Genomic DNA, 1,315 nt, shown 5'->3' on the forward strand with positions numbered 1-1,315 from the left:
AAAAAAAGGTTCTTCTCCCAATCGAGGGAGAGGCGCACGGCCGACCCGGCAGACTTGCTGTTCTCTAGGCAACAAATCGGGGACGGCCGTGGCCGACGGGGATTGTATTTCCCAACTGGGAGGTTGGGCGGGCTATCGTGTTTCGAAGTGGCGACATGAGCGGCGCGCAGAGACGTGCTGGTTGGTCATCGAGCTGCATTCCGAGCCAAGGCAAGTCCATTCGTGCAGCGGCTGCGGTGAGATCGTTGCGGCGATCCACGACCGCACGTTGCGTCGCCTACGCGACTTGCCGGTGTTCGGGGCTCCGGTGGAGCTGCACGTTGAGCGCCTGCGCCTGGCGTGCCCGCGCTGTGGCCCGCGACTGGAGCACCTGGACTGGCTTGATCCGCATAGCCGGGTGACGCGGCGATTGGCCGACAGCGTGGCGCGGCTGTGCGCGGCAACATCGGTGTTGCACGCCGCCCGCTGGCACGGTATCGACTGGAAGACGGCCAAGGCGATTGACTTCCGGGCGCTGGAGCGCCGCGTGGGGCCTGTGGATCTGGACGGTGTCCGCCGGATTGCGATGGACGAGTTCGCCATCCAGAAGGGCCATCGCTACGCCACGGTGGTGGTGGACGTGGAACGCAAACGGGTGCTGTGGGTGGGGCGCGGCCGCAGTCGTGCCGAGGTGCGGTCGTTCTTCGAGTTGCTCGGAACGCAGCGTTGCGCGCAGATCGACGCCGTGGCGATGGACATGAACACGGCCTACGACCTGGAAGTGCGCCAACACTGCCCGAACGCCCGTGTGGTCTACGACCTGTTCCATGTGATCGCCAAGTACGGCCGCGAGGTGATTGGCCGGGTGCGGGTGGATACAGCCAACCAGTTGCGCCATGACAAGCCGGCGCGTCGAGTGGTCAAGCGCGCGCACTGGCTGCTGCTGCGCAACCCGGCGAATCTGAAAGACGCCGAGCAGGTACGGCTGGCCGAGGTGCTGGATGCCAACCAGTCGCTACTGGCGGTCTACGTGATGAAGGATCAGCTCAAGGCGCTGTGGAACGCGCCTACGGCCTGGGCATGGCGTCGTGCCTGGAAGCAGTGGCTACGCCACGCGCGCGAAAGCGGCATCCCGGCCCTGATCCACTTCGCCAAGTGCCTGCGCCCGTACTGGCGCGGCATCCTCAGCCGGGTACGCTGGTCCATGCACACCGGCCTGGTCGAGGGCATCAACAACCGCATCAAGGTCATCAAACGCATGGCCTACGGCTACCGCGATGATGCCTATTTCTTCCTCAAGATCCGGGCGGCCTTCCCCGGAGTTGGGAGATGAACC

General features: G+C 65.1%; 1 protein-coding gene. It reads left to right on the forward strand.

Translation table 11 applies throughout. From position 1 onward, the window contains the following. Positions 1 to 88: 88 nt before the first annotated feature. Positions 89 to 1,312: an ISL3 family transposase gene (locus QMK61_RS17565; RefSeq protein ID WP_302073525.1), complete on the forward strand. Its 1,224-nt coding sequence runs from the start codon at positions 89 to 91 to the stop codon at positions 1,310 to 1,312. Positions 1,313 to 1,315 lie beyond the last annotated feature (3 nt).

Origin of the sequence: Fulvimonas sp. R45, from assembly GCF_030504985.1 — a bacterium.
Classification (GTDB): domain Bacteria; phylum Pseudomonadota; class Gammaproteobacteria; order Xanthomonadales; family Rhodanobacteraceae; genus Rhodanobacter_A.